The following is a 13,975-nucleotide window of genomic DNA, read 5'->3' as shown; positions in this document are numbered from 1 at the left end:
CGGCGGGTCCGCGCTTGTCCGCCCGCACTGCGCGGGAGGACCAGGTATTCACCCGGGGCACCCCACCGCGGAGGAGGGTTGCCGGCCAGCAAACCGGGGTTTGACGCTGGCGCTCATTACCTTGTCGTCCACCATATCGGACGCCTCGGCGCCGATTCGAGCGGGTGAGGCCTGGATCACTCCTCCCCGGTCTCACCCCGCCACCGCGCGTAGCGGCCCGCCCGGTCGACCGCGCGGATGCGCCGCTCGGTCGCGGCCTTGGCCTGCTGGGTGGCCACGATCAGGATCTGGTCGCCCTCTTGCAGGCGCGTCGTGCCCACCGGGGTGAACCCGGCGCCGGACCTGGCCACGAGGCTGACCGTGGCACCCTCCGGCAGGCGGAGCTCGCGCAGGTAGACGCCGTGCAGCTTGGAGCCGTCGGGGATGGTGACCTGCAGGAGTTCGGCGTCGAGCTCGTCGAGTGTGGCGACGTCGACCTCCACCTCCTTGGCGTGCGCGCCGCCGTCGAGCTTGAGCAGCCTGGCCAGCCCGGCGAGCGTGCTGCCCTGCACCAGGGTCAGCACGATGACCAGGACGAACACCGCGTCGACCAGGTGCTGCGCGCCGGGGACGCCCTGCGAGAGCGGGATCATGGCGAGCACGATCGGGACCGCGCCGCGCAACCCGGCCCAGGAGAGGAAGACCTGTTCGCGCCAGGGCATCCGGAACGGCAGCATCGAGATGACCACCGACAGCGGTCTGGCGATCAGGGTGATCACCGCGCCCGCGACCAGCCCCGGCACGACCGCGTCGAGCAGGCGGGACGGCGAGGCGAAGAGTCCCAAGAGGACGAACAGGCCGATCTGCGCCAGCCAGCCCAGCCCCTCGGCGAACGAGATGGTGTCAGAGCGGTGAGGCAGCCGGGCGTTGCCTAGGACTAACGCTGCTAGGTAGGTCGCCAACAGTCCGGACGCGTGCACGCTCTGTCCACCTGCGAAGGCCAACACACACACGGCGACTGTGGCCAGCGGGTATAGACCGGTCGACGGTAGAGCTGCCCTGCGCAGTGCGTGCGAACCAACCCACCCCAGCGCTAGGCCAATCGCAGCACCAACACAAAGTTCGTAGGCGGCGGTGACCGAAAGCAGCCAGTCGACCTCATCGGACGAGGCAAGGACAACGACGGCGATGTAGCTGGGGGCGTCGTTGATACCGCTCTCGAGTTCTAGCGACCCGACGAGCTTGCGCGACACGGACAACCGGCGTAGCACGCTGAACACCGCTGCGGCGTCCGTGGAGGCGAGCACGGCGCCCCACAGCAACGCCAACCGCCAGTCGAACCCGAGCAGCCAGTGCAATCCCGCGCCGGTGACCAGGATCGTGATCACCACGGCCAGTGTGGACAGTGCGATCCCGGGCAGCAGCGCGGTCTTGACCTCGCTCCAGCGGGTGGTGAGCCCGCCCTCGGCGAGGATGAGCACCAGCGCCGCGAGCCCGAGCGACTGGGTCAGCTCGGCGTTGGAGAACTCGATGCCCAGCCCGGCCTCGCCGATGACCAGGCCGAGTCCCAGGTACAGCAGGAGCGACGGCAGACCCAGCCGGACCGAGGCCCGCACCGCGAACACCGCGACCAGCAGGACAGCCGCACCGATTCCCAGCGCGAAGGTCAGCTCCTGCACGCCACCTCCAGATCCCGTCCGTATCGCGAGCATTGTCCCTTGCCCGGCCACCGGGTCGCGCACCCACCCGAAGGTGAGGCGGTGATCACGAACCGGCGGCGAGCAGCCGCACCAGCGCCGCTGGGCCGTCCGGCGGGGCGGGGTCGATCTCCACGACCTTGTCGCGCCCCCGCTCCCCCGACACGATCACCACGTCCCGCGACCGCACCCCGAACGCCGCGGCGAGCGCCCGCCGCACCGCCTCGTTCGCCTTGCCCTCCACCGCGGCCGCCGCCACGGCGACCACCAACGCGTCGCCGTCGCCCCAGCGCCCACCGACGGCTTCACGCCGCGCGCCCGGCTTGACCCGGACGCCGAACCTCACCCGTCACCGTCCGGTTCGGCCAGCAGGATGCGCATCACGTCGGCGATGTAGGCGCGCCGGGCGGCGGGGGTGCGCGGCACGACGGCGGGGTTGGCGCGCTGGAGCTGGGCGTGCCCGAGGTAGGTCGAGTACGCGGTGATGGCGCGGCGGCGGGCCTGGGCGCGGGTGAAGCCGAGTTGGGTGAAGAGCGTGACCACGTAGTCCATCCGGCGCGCGCCGACCCTGGCGACGGCCGCCGCGACCAACGGGTCGCCGAGGCTGGCCTGCAGCGCCAGCTCCACGTCCACCCCGCGCTGCGGCTGCACGACGGCGCTGATCAACCGGCGCAACCGCTCCAGCGGGGTCGTCCCCTGCTCGGCGTGCGCGATGACGGCCTCGGTGTGCTCGTGCTCCCAGCGCACCAGCGTCGCCTCGACGAGCGCGTCCCTGGTCGGGAAGTGCCAGTAGACACTGCCCTTGGTCGCCCCGGCCCGAGCGGCGAGCGGCTCGACGGCGACCGCCGCCACCCCGCCCTCCGCCAGCGCCGCCAACGCCGCGGCCGTCCAGTCGTCCCGTGTCCTGCGCACCACGGCCATACGTTACCGTACGGTCAAACCATACGGTGGCGTATGGTTCGCGGCATGATCCGCAACCGCCACCAGCGCACCCTCGCCGTGCCACCAGCCCACGCGGCCCACCTGATCGACGACCTCGCCACCCCCGGCGGAACCACGTGGCCGTCCCAGCACTGGCCCGCCCTCCGCCTGGACCGCCCCCTGTCCCCCGGCGCCACCGGCGGCCACGGCCCCATCCACTACACCTGCACCGCCTACACCCCAGGCCAGCACGCCGCCTTCACCTTCGCCCCCGACGCCCCCATCACCGGCGGCCACGCCCTGTCGCTCTTGACAGGCCCCACAACCGAAACCTCGGTCTTGCGCCACGACCTCTACGGCCGCCCAAGAGGCCTCGGCCACCTCACCTGGCCCCTAGCCATCCGCTGGCTCCACGACGCCCTCATGGAAGACCTCTTCGACAACGTTCAAACCGCCCTAGGAACCCCACCAGCCCACCCCGCCCATTGGTCCCGCCACGTCCGCGTCCTCCGCCGCATCCGCCTCTAGCCCCACCATCCCTCTAACCCACCCCCAGCCCCGCCCGCCCGGCGCCCCGCCATGCGCGTCTAGAGACCCCACCGAGCCCAGTCCCCACACGCCCTAGAGATCCCGCCACACACACCACCCCCGGCTCGCGCGCCCGCGCGCGACCACCCCCTGCCCGGCCCCCACCCTCTCCGGGGGGCGTCCCCAGTGCCAGTCTACCGGGGGTGGGGGTCGGCGCGAAGGGTCGCGGTGGCCTGTGGACAACTCGACCCCTTGTGGATGGGCGCGACCTGGGCGAGCACCACTGACCGCACCGTGATTCACCCGATCGTGGACCAGCCAGTGGCCCCTCGAGCACGAACGCGAGCGGCCGACGGCAGACACCCAAATGGCGTATCAAGCGCTGCTGCATCACTCGTAAGGCCCTACCGCTGACCACGCAAAGTTGCACTGTGCACTTGCGTTTGCACGGGATTACGATGGGGCGACCGTCATGCCGGATCGGCCATCGAAGGGGGTTCCGGCTCGCTCCCGGTGGTCGCCGGGACGGCCGAGCGGGCAGCCACATGACCTCTCACCGCTGGAGCGCGGAGTCACCCGACCGGTTCGGCGTGCGGAGCGTGTGGGCCGCCGCGCAGGCACGGGCCAAGGCACTCGACCTCGACATCCTCACCATCACCGCGGTGGGCGCCGTGGCGGCGCTCGGGGCCGTGCTGCGCCTCGGGGCGATCGACTCCCCCGCGCAGCCCGGTGAGGGTCGCAACGTTGCGCAGGTCTTCGCCGTCGACTCGCTCGGCAAGCTCCTGGACGCAAACGCCTCCCCTTTGGCGTGGTTACAGGCAGGCGGCTACACGTCTCTTACCGATTCGTTCGTCAGACACTCAACAGCCCTGGGCGCCGCAAGAGAGCCGATGGTCATCACGGCGGCGATCACGGCCATCTTGATGTGGGTGCTATCGCGCAGGATGGGCTTATCGCGGCTGACAGGCGCAATAGCCGTCGGTATCGCTGCCGTCTCCCCTATGGCGCTAGGACTCCAGTTAGGCGTAAGACCCGAGAACCTCGCCATGCCCTGGGCCCTCGCCGGAATCGCACTCCTGTGGACCCCCCGCAAGCACCGACGACTCGCGCCTGACCTCTGGGCAACGTTGTTCCTCGTCATCGCCGTCATCACGGCACCCGTGACCATCCTGCTGGTCGTCACCGCCGCCTGGCTGATCTGGCGTCGCCGCCGCAAGCGGTTGTCCCTCATGCTCGCGTCCCTCTTCGTCTTAGGCACCGGGATAGGCATGGGGGTAGCCGCCGGACTAGCCGGGCTTCTCATCGCTGCCGAAGGACCCCGCGCCTACGACTGGCTCGCGATAGACCCGTTGCTGGCAACAGCAGGCCTCTTAGCCACACTGCTCGCCCTCTTCTCTTACGTCCTCCGTCCTCTAGCGGTCGGCACCCTCGCTCTCATCGCGGTAGCGCTAATCCCCGGCGGACCCGGCACAGCAGCTCTTGCACTAGCGGTCGCTCCAGTGGCTCTACTGATCACCGGCTCCGTTGAGCGCGCGACCCGCCCACCGCGAATGCCCGCCGCGATCCTCGGCGTGGTCCTAGCCGCTACAGCGTTGCCTGCGTGGATGGGTGGCCTCCGCATGGCGACCTCCAGCCGCGCCGACCCGAAACCTGTCGCCGACGCTTCCCTTTGGCTGCAGGAGAACCTGCCAGCCACACCTGTAGTCACCGACGGGATCACCTGGGTCGAACTACTCCGCGACGGGCGCGATCCCCAGGCCGCAAAGCTCTCGCTTGACTGTCCCGCAACATGTTCTGCCCAGTCCTGGCTGGTAGTCACGCCCGGGCTTCGGCTAGTCCTACCGCATCGACCAGCACTCGCCGAAGCTGCCGCGTCCGCGGAGGTTGTCGCTGTCTTCGGTGCGGGGCGCGACCGCGTAGAGATCCACCGCCCGTCGACGGCAGGCCTACCGGACACCGAGGAGCGGCAAGCGCGCGCGGATATGGGAGCCAAGGTGGCCGATTCTCCGAGGATCGCCGCGCCGACCACCGTCGACCAGACCCTCCGTACCGGCCGCACGGACCCCCGCCTACTCACGACGTTGTCCGCGTTAGCGCAAACGCGTCCGGTACGGGTAACAGCCCTGCCCGAGGTAGCGGGCGAAGACGCCGCTAACCAGCCTCGTCGACAGGCATTGCTGACTGCCGCAGAGGAGCCTGCCGACGAGTTGGCGCAGTTCTTCACCAACCAGAACGGCGTCCTACGCCCGGAGTCGGTCACCACCACGTCGGAAGGTGTCCTTATCCGCTACCCGGCAGGCACCCCGGCAGGGCTACTCATCCCGTTCGGCTAAGAGCTAGATGGCGCCGAGGAACTTCCCTGTCACCGACACCGCAGGCGCCGCAGCACCAGCGTTCTCCACCAGCACCGCGAACGCGACATCGTCTCTATACCCGGCGAACCACCCGTGCGCCTGCGCCCCGTCGCCGAACTGCGCCGTGCCGGTCTTGCCGTGCACAGCGCCGTACCCGCGCAGCGCCTCACCGCGCCCGGCCGTGACGACCTCGCGCATCATCGAGCGCAGGTCCGCGATCACCGCGCCGGACGGTCCTTTGTAGCCGGTCCGCACCGTCGTCTTGACCGTGGTGAACAGCTGCGGGGTCACCGGCCCGCCCTTGGCCACCGTCGCCACCATCAGCGCCAGGCCGAACGGGCTGGTCTGCACCGTGCCCTGCCCGATGCTGTTCTCCGCCTGCTGGGCGACCCCGCTCGCGGCGTCGACCCGGCCGGTCTGGGTGGTCAGCCCGGGGATCTCGAAGTCGGCGGCGAACCCGAACTGGGCGGCGGCCCTGGGCAGCGCGTCCAGCGGCAGGTCGGCGGCCAGCTGGGCGAAGGTGGTGTTGCAGGACTTGGCGAACGCGGTGTGCAGCGGCACGTCACCGAGGTCGAAGTCGGCGTTGCGGATGGTCCTGGTGCCGATCACCTTCGACCCCGGGCAGGGCAGCACGGTGTTCGCGGTCGCCTTGCCCGAGCCGAGCGCGGCCGCGCCGGTCACCACCTTGAACGTCGACCCCGGCGGGTAGAGGCCGTTGAGGGCCTTGGGCGCCGTCCCCGCCGTCGAGTTCTGCGCGACCGCGAGGATCCCGCCGGTCGACGGCTGGATCGCGACGAGGTACGCGGGCGCCGACACCGAGTCGACCGCCGCCTGGGCCGCGTGCTGCACCTTGACGCTGACCGTGGTGCGCAGCGGGTCCTTGGGCGGGGTGACCGTGCCGAACAGGTTCTCGATCTCCTTGCCCCCGGCGTCGACCAGCGCGACCCGGCTGGTGCCCGCCTCGTCCTGCGGCGTGACCGTCCGCGACATCGCCCCGATCAGCATCGGCGCGAGCTTCGGGTCGGCGGCGGTGGCGGTGGCGCCCTGCCAGGTCAGCACCGGCTCGCCGTTCTTGTCGACGACGGCGGTGGGCTGGCCTGCGGCACCGATGAGCGCGAGCTTGCTGCCCGGCACGAGGCGCGGGTGCACCAGGGTCGACGCCCAGTGCACCACCCAGCGCTGCCCGGACCGGACCAGCCCGAAGGAACTGGCGTACTTCCAGGTCTGACCGCCGGTGATCTGCCAGGCGAGTTGGAAGGTGGCGGTGGGCTGAGCCGCGCCCTCTTCCGGCAGTGCGTTCACGGTAGCGATAACAGCGTCCGGTCGAAGCGCGCTGTTGACCGCAGTAAGAAGCCCCTCCGCAGCGGCAGGGTCATCGGTCAACTGCGCCGCGGTGCTGAACTGCTGCGTGGACACCGCGCGCAAGAACTGCTCTGACACCTGAGAGGCGCTGAGTTTGGGCTCCGCGGGAGCACTGGTCAGCCCACTGCCGCTCTGGGCGCTAGCGAGGTCCGGCGTCGGGTCAGGATCACCTGGCACCAACACGAACAACGCTAATCCGACGATAGCGACAACGGCGACCCCGCCAATGGCGAGGATCCACCGCCTACGCGCTTGCGACACGCCCTTACCCCCAGTGCGTCCCGAGCCACGTGCCTCTCACGCGGCTCGGCACACGATGCCAGGCCGTGGCCTCCCGCTACCAGCGAAACCAGCGGAAAGCCACGGCCTTGGCACCACACCATCACACCTTGCGCACATCCACGCGCACAGCGAGACCGTCGCCGACAGTGCCCTCGGCGGCGGTAGCCGTACCGGTCTCGACCGCGTCCGCGAGGACCTCCTGCGCGACGAAGTCGCGGTGCGCCGCGAGCACGTCGTCGAGCTCGGGCGCGCTGGAGGTGTCCACGGTCAGCACGATCCGGTCGGACACCTCAAGCCCCGCGTCCCGGCGGGCCTGCTGCACGATCCGGATCAGGTCCCGCGCGGCACCCTCGGCGGCGAGCTCCGCGGTGACCGCCGTGTCGAGCACGACCAGGCCCGAGCTGGCGGGCAGCTCGGCGGTGGCACCCGCGTCGGTGGCCACCAGGCGCCGCTCGTACTCGCCGTCCCGCAGCTCGATGCCCGCCGCCACGACCGCGCCGGACTCGGTGGTCGACCACTCGCCCGCCTTGACCGCGCGGATCACCTTCTGCACGTCCGGGCCGAGACGGGGGCCGCACGCGCGCGCGTTGACCACCAGCTCGAAGTGCCCGTGCGCGGCGACGTCGGTGGTCAGCTCGACCGCCTTGACGTTGACCTCGTCGCGGATCAGCTCGGTGAACGGGGCGAGCACCTCGGCGTCCTGCGCGGCGACGAGCAGCGTGGCCAGCGGCAGCCGGACCCGCAGCTTGTTCGCCTTGCGCAGCGCCAACGCCGCCGAGCACACCTGGCGCACCCGGTCCATGCCCGCGACGAGCACGTCGTCACCGGGCAGGTCCACCGCGTCCGGCCAGTCGGTCAGGTGCACCGAACGGCCACCGGTCAGCCCGCGCCACACGACCTCCGCGGTGAACGGCAGCAGCGGCGCGGTCAGCCTGGAGACGGTCTCCAGCACCGTGTGCAGCGTGTCGATCGCCTCGGTGTCGCCCGCCCAGAACCGGTCCCGGGACCGGCGCACGTACCAGTTGGTCAGCACCTCCAGGTACTCGCGCACGGTCTGGCAGGCACCGGAGATGTCGTAGTCGTCGAGCGCGGCCGTGACCGACTCGACCAACTTCCGGGTCTTGGCCAGGACGTAGCGGTCGAGCACGTGCTTAGAGTCCGTGCGCCACCTACCGTCCTTGCCTTCCGCATTCGCATAGAGGGCAAGGAAGTAGTAAGAGTTCCAGAGGGGCAGTACGGCTTGGCGGACCGCGTCCCGGATACCGCGCTCGGTGACGACGAGGTCGCCGCCGCGCAGGATCGGGCTGGCCATGAGGAACCAGCGCATCGCGTCGGACCCGTCCCGGTCGAACACCTCGTTGACGTCCGGGTAGTTCTTGCGCGACTTGGACATCTTCTGCCCGTCGTCGCCCAGCACGATGCCGTGCGCCACGCAGTTGGTGAACGCGGGCCGGTCGAACAGCGCGGTGGCCAGCACGTGCATCGTGTAGAACCAGCCGCGCGTCTGGCCGTTGTACTCGACGATGAAATCACCCGGGTAGTGGTCCTCGAACCACTCGCGGTTCTCGAACGGGTAGTGCACCTGGGCGAAGGACATCGCGCCGGACTCGAACCAGCAGTCCAGCACCTCGGGCACCCGGCGCATGGTGGACGCCCCGGTCGGGTCGTCCGGGTTGGGCCGGGTCAGCTCGTCGATCGACGGCCGGTGCAGGTCGGTCGGGCGCGAGCCGAAGTCCCGCTCCAACTCCTCGAGCGAGCCGTACACGTCCACGCGCGGGTACTCCGGGTCGTCCGAAACCCACACCGGGATCGGCGAGCCCCAGAACCGGTTGCGCGAGATGTTCCAGTCGCGCGCGTTCTCCAGCCACTTGCCGAACTGGCCGTCCTTGATGTGCCCAGGCACCCAGTTGATCTGCTGGTTCAGCTCGACCATCCGGTCCTTGAACTGGGTGACCGCGACGAACCAGGACGAGACCGCGCGCTGGATCAGCGCGTTGTCGCAGCGCCAGCAGTGCGGGTACGGGTGGTCGTAGGTCTCGTGGCGCAGCAGCAGGCCCGCGTCCTTGAGGTCGCGGATGATCTGCTTGTTGGCGTCGAAGACGTGCTGCCCCTCGTAGGGCGCGACCTCGGCGGTGAACCTGCCGTGCGGGTCGACCGGGATCACGACCTCGATGCCCGCGGCGTCGGTGACGAGCTTGTCCTCCTCACCGAAGGCGGGGGCGATGTGCACGATGCCCGTGCCGTCCTCGGTGGTGACGTAGTCCGCCGCGAGGACCTGGTGCGCGTTGGTGCGACCGACGAAGAAGTCGAATGGCGGCAGGTAGCTCGTACCGAGCAAGTCGCTGCCCTTGTACCGCGCGACAACGGGTAGGTCCTCGCCCAACTCGCGCGCGTACGCGCCAACGCGAGCCTCAGCGAGCAGGTAGCGCTGCCCGTTGGAGTCGACGACGACGTAGTCGACATCGGGGTGCACGGCGGCCGCGAGGTTGGACGGCAGCGTCCACGGGGTCGTCGTCCACACAAGAGCCTGGACGCCGTCGAGGTCTGTACCGGGAGCCTGCAACCTTAGGCCTACCGTGACAGCAGGGTCCTGACGGTCGCGGTAGGTGTCGTCCATCTTGGTCTCGGTGTTGGACAGCGGTGTCTCACAACGCCAGCAGTACCAGAGCACCCGGAAGCCCTCGTAGACCAAGCCCTTGTCGTACAAGGACTTGAAGGCCCACATGACGGACTCCATGTAGTCCAGGTCGAGGGTCTTGTAGTCGTTGTCGAAGTCGACCCACCGCGCCTGCCGGGTCACGTAGTCGCGCCACTGGTCGGTGTAGCGCAGCACGGACGTGCGGCAGACGTCGTTGAACTTCTCGATGCCGAAGGTCTCGATGTCGCTCTTGGAGGAGAACCCGAGCTGCTTCTCCGCCTCCACCTCGGCGGGCAGGCCGTGGGTGTCCCAGCCGAACCGGCGCTCCACGTGCTTGCCGCGCATCGTCTGGTAGCGCGGGACCAGGTCCTTGACGTACCCGGTCAGCAGGTGGCCGTAGTGCGGCAGGCCGTTGGCGAAGGGGGGGCCGTCGTAGAAGACGAACTCGTTGCCGCCGTTGTCACCGGCGGGCCTGGCGTCCACAGAGGCCTGGAAGGTCCGGTCGGCGGACCAGTGCTCCAGTACCGCGGTCTCCAGGTTCGGGAAGGACGGCTGGGCGGGCGCGGTCGGCTCGCCGGTGAACGCCCTGGGGTAACCCATGGGTGGTACTCCTCGTACGGATCGGTCGGACCCACACGGGGACGACCCGGACGACTCCCTGGCCGTCGCGCGCCGCGGTACCACCCCGCTTGCCACCTGGAGAGGTGACCACTCGTTCGGTCGGCTGTGACGGGCCGTCCCGTCCGGGTCTACTGGGGCTGGCGCCCGTTCTTCCGGAGGCTCCCCGGTGATGGCCGGATCGGTGCCTGTACGACCAAGTCTAACTCCGGCCCGCAACCCGGTTCGCCGCCACCCGGATGAGCAGGTAGAGCACCACCGCGTTGCACACGTGCCAGGCGAAGTGCGTACCGAGCGGGAATCCGGCGCAGACAGCGGAGTCAACCGTGCGCAAGGTGAGCGACACACCGAAGGTGGCAGCGATGCCGGCGAACCACAGCGCGTAGTCACGCTCACCCCGGACGGCGAGCAGCACCGCGAGCACCACCATCCCGAGCAGCGCGGGCAGGTAGCTCCCACCGCCGATCACGAGGTTCACCACCACCGCGAACGCCACGAACACCGGAGCCGCCAACCACGCCCAACGCCACCGCAGCTCCAGGAACACCCTGGCGAAGACGATGACGTAGGTCAGCATGAACACGAGGATCGGCGTTACGTCTAACGCCGCCGCCCAGCGCGTCGCGACCGTGTGGAAGGTGAAGCTACCGAGTCCGATCACCGCGAGGATCACTACGAGCGCGTTGACGCATGCGGGCGCGCCCACGCGACGAACGTGCCGGTACGCCAGGAACACGGCGATCAGGAACGCGACGTTGGTCCACGCGTTGACCGGCTCGGACCAGAACTCCGGCCCGGTGCGCTCGCAGTACCCGTCGACCGGCATGCCCACCTCCGCTAGGGGTGTCCCGCCTCGGCGGCGAACGCCGCGGGCCGGAACCCGCGCCACACCACGGCGGTCAGCACAACCATAGCCACGCCCGCGGCCCAGAAGGGCGCGGTCACCCCGAACCCGCGCGCGACGAACCCACCGATCAACGACCCGATGGCCGACCCGCCGATGACCAGCAGCGAGTACACGCTGCCCACTCGACCGCGCAGGTGCTCCGGGACCGCGCGGTGCCGCACGGAGGTCAGCACGACGCCGAGTACCGCGCCGTGCACACCGAACAGGAAGTTGATGCCACCCGCCACCCACGGGTCGGTGGTGGTGGCCAACCCGAAGTGGGTGGCGGTCTCGATGAGCAGGCCGACCCGGACCAGCAGGCTGTCGCCCACCCGCCACTGCAACCACGGGGCGAGCGCGGAGCCGAGCAGTCCCCCGGCGGCCACCGCGGCGAACAGCAGACCGAACCCGAACTCGTCGAGCCCGAGCCGCTGCTGCGCGTAGAGCACGAGGATCGCGATGGTCGCCATCAACGCGATGTTCATCAGGCACAGCGACACCGCCATCGACCGCAGCAGCTTGTGCGACCACGCCCACCGCAGGCCTTCGACGATCTCGTCACGCATCCGGCTCCGGCGTTCGACGGGACGCGGCGGCGGTCGGTGCCGCAGGGTCGCGGCCACCAAGGCCCCAAGAGCGAACAGCGCCGCCTCTAGGCTGAACGGCAACGCGGCCGCCACGACGAACAGCGCGGCGCCCAGCGGCGGGGCGACGAACATGTTGGCCACGATCGACACGCCCTGTTGCCGCGCGTTGGCGCTAGGCAGCAGCTCGACCGCGACGATGTCCGGCACTAGAGCGCCCGCGGCGTTGTCGACCAGGGTCTCGCCGACGCCAACGAGGAAGAACGCCAGGTAGACCAACCACACACTGGCGTTGCCGGTCGCCACGGCCAAGGCAAGACCACCGATGACGACAGCGCGGTAGACGTTCACCGCCACTACGACCCGACGGCGGTTCCACCGGTCCACCAGCACACCGCTGACCAATGAGAACAGCAACCACGGCAGCTGCCCCACGAACGCGACCGCGCCGATGGCAGCCGGGTCGTCGGTCAGCCGGGAGACCAGCAGCGGACCGGCGGCGATCATGATGCCGTCCGCGGTGTTGGTCAGCGCCGAGGTCGTCCACAGCCGGGCGAAGTCGGCCCCGAGCCGGGGTGTGGTGGTTGTCACCCCATCAGCTTGCCAACCCGGCTCCCCACGCAGGGGAGATCCCGGGTGACGCTGGTCATCCCGCCGGTGGTTCGGTCTCGTGTGGACCGCGCGCTGCCCGGTACTCGGCGGCCAAGGCGGCGTCCGGGGTGCAATGGGCGCACGGGGTGAAGCCCAGCTGACGGGCCTCGGCGACAGGTAGCTCTATCGAGGACCGGGAGCCGAGCCAGCCGCAGCTCGACAGGTGGTAGCGCGGCCGCTCGTCGAGGACACGCACGTCGACTCGGAGCTCGGAGACCACGAGGAGGTCGGCGGCGTCAGTCGACTCTTCCGCCGGTTCCTGGTCGAGGTCGAGCGCGCCAGGGTCAGCGGGCACACCGACGACCACGTCGGCGGCGGGGGGATCGGCCGGTGGGGGCGGGTCGATCCGCTCGATGTCCGGGGCCCCGATCGGCCCCGGTGCGGGAGTGTCCAGCGGTGCGCGGCGCCGCCGAGAGCCGAGCCAGTCGACCAGCAGGATCGCGGCGGCCACCACGGAGATGACCACCGAGATCCAGGCCCACACGGTGTTGGCCGTGGTGAGGGCGGCGACCAGCAGCCCGAAGGCGCCGAGCACGAGGACCAGGACGAGAACCAGCACGACGCGGTCCCAGCCAGGGCGCGGCGGGTGTCAGCCACCCGCCGCCTGCCCGTGGACTGGATCAGCCTGCCTCGGCGCGCGGGCCGAAGGAGTAGCCGCTCTGCTGCCCGGCGCCCCGGCCCTCGGTGGTCGGCGCCGCGGAACCGCGGTCACCGAGCTCACGCAGGCTGGACTCCAGGAACGTCTTGAGCCGGGTGCGGTACTCGCGCTCGAAGGTCCGCAGCTCGTCGATCTTCTTCTCCAGCGTGGTCCGCTCGGCCTGCACGGCTCCGATGATCTCGGTGTGCTGGCGCTGGGCGTCGCGCTCGAGCGTGGTGGCCTTCTCACGGGCCTGCCGCTCCAGCGTCTCGGCCCTGGTCCGCGCGTCGTTGAGCATGGTCTCGGCCCTGGTGCGGGCCTCGTTGACCATGGTGTCCGACTTCGCCCGCGCCTCGGAGAGCAGCTGCTCGGACTTGGTGCGCGCCTCGGCGAGCATCCCGTCCGCCTCGGCCTTGGCCTCGCCGGTGAGCCGGTCGGCCATCTCCTGGGCGAGCCCGAGGACCTTGGCCGCCTGCACGTGGTGGTCGCCACCACCGCCGGGGTTGGTCTGCTCCAGCGAGCTCGGCGGCGGCACCGGCTGCAGGCGCCGCGGCTCCTCCACCGGGCGCACCGGGGCGACCGGGGCACCCGCGCTGCGGGCGTCCTCCAGGTCCGCGCGGGTGGACTCCAGCTGCGCGTCGAGCTGCTCGACCTGCGCACGCAGGTCGTTGTTCTCCTCGATCAGGCGGGAGAGCTCCACCTCGACCAAGTCGAGGAACGCGTCCACCTCGTCCTCGTTGTAGCCCCGCTTGCCGATGGGAGGCTTGCTGAACGCGACGTTGTGCACGTCAGCGGGGGTCAACGACATCTGATCACCTCACGCACTCCAGGGCTGCGG

11 protein-coding genes and 1 riboswitch are annotated in these 13,975 nt (G+C 70.2%); of the genes, 2 read left to right on the top strand and 9 right to left on the bottom strand.

The annotated features are described in order from the left end of the window. Nucleotides 1-5 precede the first annotated feature (5 nt). Nucleotides 6-121: riboswitch (SAM riboswitch) on the bottom strand. A 55-nt stretch (nt 122-176) separates the two neighbouring features. The 3 genes from LV79_RS20635 to LV79_RS20625 form a co-directional block, all read right to left on the bottom strand. Beyond that, on the bottom strand, nt 177-1,658 hold the full coding sequence (locus LV79_RS20635) for a potassium/proton antiporter (RefSeq protein WP_253839292.1): 1,482 nt from the start codon (nt 1,656-1,658) through the stop codon (nt 177-179). A gap of 85 nt (nt 1,659-1,743) precedes the next feature. Beyond that, nucleotides 1,744-2,022 carry a DUF167 domain-containing protein gene (locus LV79_RS20630; RefSeq protein ID WP_253839290.1) on the bottom strand — a complete coding sequence of 93 codons (279 nt, stop codon included), beginning with the start codon at nt 2,020-2,022 and terminating at the stop codon, nt 1,744-1,746. After that, nucleotides 2,019-2,591, bottom strand: a complete 573-nt coding sequence (locus LV79_RS20625; RefSeq protein WP_253839288.1) for a TetR/AcrR family transcriptional regulator — start codon at nt 2,589-2,591, stop codon at nt 2,019-2,021. Before LV79_RS20625 ends, LV79_RS20630 begins: the two co-directional genes overlap by 4 nt. Nucleotides 2,592-2,642: 51 nt before the next feature. Between LV79_RS20625 and LV79_RS20620 the strand changes: the two genes are divergently transcribed. Both LV79_RS20620 and LV79_RS20615 read left to right on the top strand, forming a co-directional pair. Continuing rightward, nucleotides 2,643-3,125 carry an SRPBCC family protein gene (locus tag LV79_RS20620; RefSeq protein ID WP_253839286.1) on the top strand — a complete coding sequence of 161 codons (483 nt, stop codon included), beginning with the start codon at nt 2,643-2,645 and terminating at the stop codon, nt 3,123-3,125. Nucleotides 3,126-3,670: 545 nt separating this feature from the next. Further along, nucleotides 3,671-5,458: an ArnT family glycosyltransferase gene (locus LV79_RS20615; RefSeq protein WP_253839284.1), complete on the top strand. Its 1,788-nt coding sequence runs from the start codon at nt 3,671-3,673 to the stop codon at nt 5,456-5,458. Nucleotides 5,459-5,461: 3 nt separating this feature from the next. On the opposite strand, the gene LV79_RS20610 is transcribed toward LV79_RS20615, so the two are convergent. From LV79_RS20610 to wag31, 6 genes are all read right to left on the bottom strand, one after another. Then, the gene (locus tag LV79_RS20610; protein ID WP_253839282.1) at nt 5,462-6,919 is read right to left on the bottom strand and encodes a penicillin-binding transpeptidase domain-containing protein; all 1,458 of its coding nucleotides are present in this window, start codon (nt 6,917-6,919) and stop codon (nt 5,462-5,464) included. A gap of 304 nt (nt 6,920-7,223) precedes the next feature. Beyond that, nucleotides 7,224-10,361 (bottom strand): isoleucine--tRNA ligase, encoded by a 3,138-nt coding sequence (gene ileS, locus LV79_RS20605; protein ID WP_253839280.1) that lies wholly within the window; start codon nt 10,359-10,361, stop codon nt 7,224-7,226. Between the two features lie 220 nt (nt 10,362-10,581). Then, nucleotides 10,582-11,205: a hypothetical protein gene (locus tag LV79_RS20600; RefSeq protein ID WP_253839278.1), complete on the bottom strand. Its 624-nt coding sequence runs from the start codon at nt 11,203-11,205 to the stop codon at nt 10,582-10,584. An 11-nt stretch (nt 11,206-11,216) separates the two neighbouring features. Next, the gene (locus LV79_RS20595) at nt 11,217-12,440 is read right to left on the bottom strand and encodes an MFS transporter (RefSeq protein WP_253839276.1); all 1,224 of its coding nucleotides are present in this window, start codon (nt 12,438-12,440) and stop codon (nt 11,217-11,219) included. Between the two features lie 55 nt (nt 12,441-12,495). Beyond that, complete coding sequence (locus LV79_RS20590) at nt 12,496-13,059, bottom strand: hypothetical protein (protein WP_253839268.1); 564 nt, start codon at nt 13,057-13,059, stop codon at nt 12,496-12,498. Nucleotides 13,060-13,120: 61 nt separating this feature from the next. After that, nucleotides 13,121-13,945, bottom strand: coding sequence for a DivIVA-like cell division protein Wag31 (gene wag31, locus LV79_RS20585; protein ID WP_253839266.1), 825 nt, complete (start codon nt 13,943-13,945; stop codon nt 13,121-13,123). Nucleotides 13,946-13,975: the final 30 nt, after the last annotated feature.

This window comes from Actinokineospora globicatena (assembly GCF_024171945.1).
Lineage (GTDB): Bacteria > Actinomycetota > Actinomycetes > Mycobacteriales > Pseudonocardiaceae > Actinokineospora > Actinokineospora globicatena.
This window is presented reverse-complemented; position numbering and strand designations above follow the sequence as displayed.